Origin of the sequence: Jannaschia marina (genome assembly GCF_013404595.1) — a bacterium.
In the GTDB taxonomy this organism is placed as follows: domain Bacteria; phylum Pseudomonadota; class Alphaproteobacteria; order Rhodobacterales; family Rhodobacteraceae; genus Jannaschia; species Jannaschia marina.
This window is the reverse complement of the sequence record NZ_JABVAX010000031.1, coordinates 1-3,777: the sequence shown is the minus strand read 5'-3', so window position 1 is coordinate 3,777 and position 3,777 is coordinate 1. Positions and strand designations below refer to the sequence as shown.

Genomic DNA, 3,777 nt, shown 5'->3' with positions numbered 1-3,777 from the left:
GTGCCGCCCGCGCGCAGCACGTCGGCACCATCGTTGCCGTAGAGCGTGTCGCTGCCGCCGTCGGCGCGCAGGCTGTCGTCTCCGGCACCGCCCACGAGGAGGTCGTTGCCCGCTCCGCCCTGCAGCGTGTCGTCGCCCGCCCCGCCGTAGAGCCGGTCGGCGTCGGCCCCGCCGAAGAGGAGGGAGCCGGTGCCGCCCGCGCGCAGCACATCGTCGCCGTCGTTGCCGTAGAGCGTGTCGCGGCCGCCGTCGGCGCGCAGGCTGTCGTCGCCCGCGCCGCCCACGAGGAGGTCGTTGCCCGCGCCGCCCTGCAGCGTGTCGTCGCCCGCCCCGCCGTAGAGCCGGTCGGCGTCGGCCCCGCCCGAAAGGAACGCGCCGTCCTCGCCCGCGCGCAGCAGATCGCGGCCCGCGTTGCCGTAGAGCGTATCGGTGCCCGCCCCGCCCAGCAGGCTGTCGTCGCCGGCACCGCCCACGAGGAGGTCGTCGTCCGCGCCGCCCCGGAGCGTGTCGTCGCCCGTCCCGCCGTAAAGCCGGTCGGCCCAGGCTCCGCCGGTCAGCGCGTCGCCGCTGTCGCCCGCGCGCAGCAGGCGGCCCGGGGTGTCGTCGTGGCGAGCGGTGTCGACGCCCACGGTCACGCGGTCGGCCCAGTCGAAGCGCGCGCCGAAGAGATCCTCGACCGAGAGCGGGGTGCCGTCGCGCGACTCGACCCGCAGCTCGCGGTCGCGGTAGCTGACCCGCGCGCCCCAGTCGGTCGAGACCACGTGCAGCGCGGCGGGGTCGCGCAGCATCGGCCAGTCCGAGAGGTCGATGCGGTCCATGCCGCGCTGGAAGTCGCGGATGCGCGCGTCGTCGGCCTCGGCCCCGAGCACGAAGACGTCGCGCCCGTTGCCGCCCTCGAGCACCGTGCGCCCCGGCCCGGCGATCAGCAGGTCGTCGCCCGAGCCGGCCTCGAGCGTGTCGTTCTCGCCCGTGGCGACCAGCGTGTCGTCGCGCCAGCTGCCGCGGAGCCGGTCGGCCCCCTGCGTCCCCTCGAGGAAGGCGCCCGCCCGCGTGAGGTCGAGGGCGAAGAGGCTCGCGCCCGCGTCGGCCTCGGTGGCGACGGCGATCCGCACCTGCGTGCCGTCGCGCCAGGCGTCGATGGCGGTGACGTTGGTGAGCGCCAGTTCGGCCGTGTCCTCGAGGGTCGCGCGCCAGACCATCCGCCCGTCGGGCAGGAGCGTGAAGACGGTCAGCCCGTCGTCGCCGCCGCCCGCGATCACCAGCGCCTGGTCGCCGAGGTCGACGACCGAGAGCGCCTGCACCCCGGCGAAACGGGTCTCGAGCGTGTCGATCAGGTGGTCGGTCAGCACCAGCTCGCCGTCGGCGGTCAGGCGCATCACCGTGAGCGAGGACGAACCGGCCGCGGCCAGCACGACGAAGGTGGTACCGCCGATCTCCACCGTGGCCATGTCGGTGGGCAGCCCGACGCCCAGACCCTCGGCCGCGCCCATGCGCGCCGCCAGGTGGGTCTCGCCGCTCGCCGGGTCGAGGAGGAGCACGGCCACTTCCTGCAGGCCCTGGTCGGCGAGGAGGACGAAGTCGCTGTCCCCGACCGAGACCGAGGTGGCGATCTGGCCGAAGTCCCGCGGCAGCCCGTCGGGCATCACGAGGCCCGGCACGCCCGCCATGTGGGCGAGCGCCGCGCCGCCCGACGCCTCGGCCAGCAGGTCGGCCGCGGCGCGCCCGGCGAGCGTGGTCTGGCCGTCGAAGCGCCCCGCGGCGTCGATCTCCACGCGCCAGAGCGTGCCGCCGTCGCCCTCGACCACGGCCGAGATCGTGCCGCCGGCCTCCAGCAGCATCAGCCCGTCGTCGCGCACGAGGCCCGTCGCCTCGGGGAAGGCCAGCTCGTCATGGAGCCGCCAGCCGCCCGCGTCGGTCTGGCGGTAGATGGCGAGCCCGCCGGTGCGGCCGCTGGTGGTCACGAGGAAGGTCGTGCCGCCGATCTCGGCGACGCGCAGGTCGCCGATGCCGATGTCGAAGAGGTCGTCGCCGCTCTGGAGGGTTCCAGTGGAATGGAGAAGCATGGAAGGTCACCCGGAAATTCGTGTCGGGATGAGCTTCGGAAGCGGCGGTGGCGGCCCCGGGGGCCGAAATACGACCGCCCCGCGCCCCTTCGGTCGGATGCGAGACGAATGCGCGACGAATTGTCTGGAAGGCTCCGGGGGGCGGGGGTAGCGTCCGGCCCGTGCCGACCCCCGCCGTCTCCGTCCTGATGCCCTTCCACGGGGCCGCGCCCTTCCTGGGCGCGAGCATCGCCTCGGTGTGCGCGCAGACCCGGACCGACTGGGAGCTGATGCTCGTCGCCGATGCCCCCGGGGCGGAAGCGCGCGCCGTGGCGCGGGCCGCCGCCGAAGGCGACCCCCGCATCCGCCTCCTCGACACCGGGGCGCGGGGCCCGGCCGGACGGGGGGCGGCGCAGGCGCGCAACCTCGGCCTCGCGCAGGCCCGGGGCGGCCATATCGCCTTCCTCGACGCCGACGATCTCTGGGCCCCCGAGAAGCTCGAACGGCAGCTCGCCTTCATGGCCGAAACCGGCGCGACGCTCAGCCATACCGCCTATATTCGTGCGTCCGGGGAGCATCGGACCCGGGTGGCGGCGCGGGACCGGCTCGACTACGCGGCGATGCTCGGGCCCAACCCCATGGGCTGCCTGACGGTGATCTACGACCGCCACCGCCTCGGCGCGCAGCCCATGCCCGAGCTGCCGCTGCAGCACGACTACGCGCTCTGGCTGCGCCTCGTCCGGCTCGGCGGGCCGGCGCGGGGGCTCGACGAGGTGCTGGCCACCTATCGCGTCGCCCCCGCCTCGCTGTCGGCGGACAAGCGCGCCGCGGTGCGTGACATCTGGCGGGTCTGGCGCCGGGAGGAGGGGCTCTCCCGGCGGAGAAGCGCCGGCGCGCTCTGGCGCTACGCGGTCTTCAGCCTACGCCATCGCCGGGGCGGGATCGGGCGGCTCCTGCCGGGCCGATAGCCGCCGATGCGCGACAAATGCGGGGCAAACGCCCGCTTGTCGCGCCATGCGGGTCATGTTCCTGCCACGGGTGGACGGGTATTTTAACCACGATCATCCCCAATGCCGGATCCGACCATGACCCCTGCCACCGAACTCGAACGATATTTCGTCTCTCTCGTGAACGCCGCGCGCGCCGAGGAGGGGCTTGCGCCCCTCCGCGTGGAGCTCAACATGAACCGCGCCGCCGACGCCCACAGCGACTGGATGGGCGGGACCGACACCTTCAGCCACACCGGCGCGGGCGGCAGCCGCCCCTCGGACCGGCTGCGCGACGCGAACTACGACCTGCGCGCCCCCTCCCGGGTGACCGAGAACATCGCCGCGGTCTCGATCCAGGGGGCGGACGACTTCCGCGACGAGGTGCAGCGGCTGCACCAGAACCTGATGAACAGCCCGGGCCATTACGCCAACCTGATGGATCCGGACGTCACCTCCATCGGCCTCGGCCTCTCCGAGGGGCGGCTCACCTACGAGAGCGGCGCCAACCTCCCCACCCTCTTCGTGACCCAGAAGTTCGCCCGCACCGAGGGGCGGGAGGATTGGGACCTCTGGGGCGACGGCGGCCGCGACACGCTCGAGGGCGGCGCGGGCACGGACCACATCGACGGCCTCGGCGGCAACGACCTGCTGCGCGGGCTGGACGGGGTCGACACGCTCCGGGGCGGCGACGGGGCCGATGCGCTCTCGGGCGGGTCGGGCGCGGACGAGCTGCGCGGCGGCGCGGG

General features: G+C 74.6%; 3 protein-coding genes. 2 read left to right on the top strand and 1 reads right to left on the bottom strand.

Annotated elements, in window-relative coordinates; translation table 11 throughout:
• On the bottom strand, positions 1-2,063 hold a 2,063-nt coding region (locus tag HSX43_RS19990), incomplete at its 3' end, for a calcium-binding protein (RefSeq protein ID WP_179381803.1).
• Positions 2,064-2,224: 161 nt separating this feature from the next.
• Between HSX43_RS19990 and HSX43_RS19425 the strand changes: the two genes are divergently transcribed.
• Together HSX43_RS19425 and HSX43_RS19745 are read left to right on the top strand one after the other, a co-directional pair.
• Positions 2,225-3,010 carry a glycosyltransferase family 2 protein gene (locus tag HSX43_RS19425; RefSeq protein ID WP_179381802.1) on the top strand — a complete coding sequence of 262 codons (786 nt, stop codon included), beginning with the start codon at positions 2,225-2,227 and terminating at the stop codon, positions 3,008-3,010.
• 117 nt (positions 3,011-3,127) lie between these two features.
• The coding region (locus tag HSX43_RS19745) for a CAP domain-containing protein (RefSeq protein ID WP_235962793.1) at positions 3,128-3,777 on the top strand (650 nt) is incomplete at its 3' end.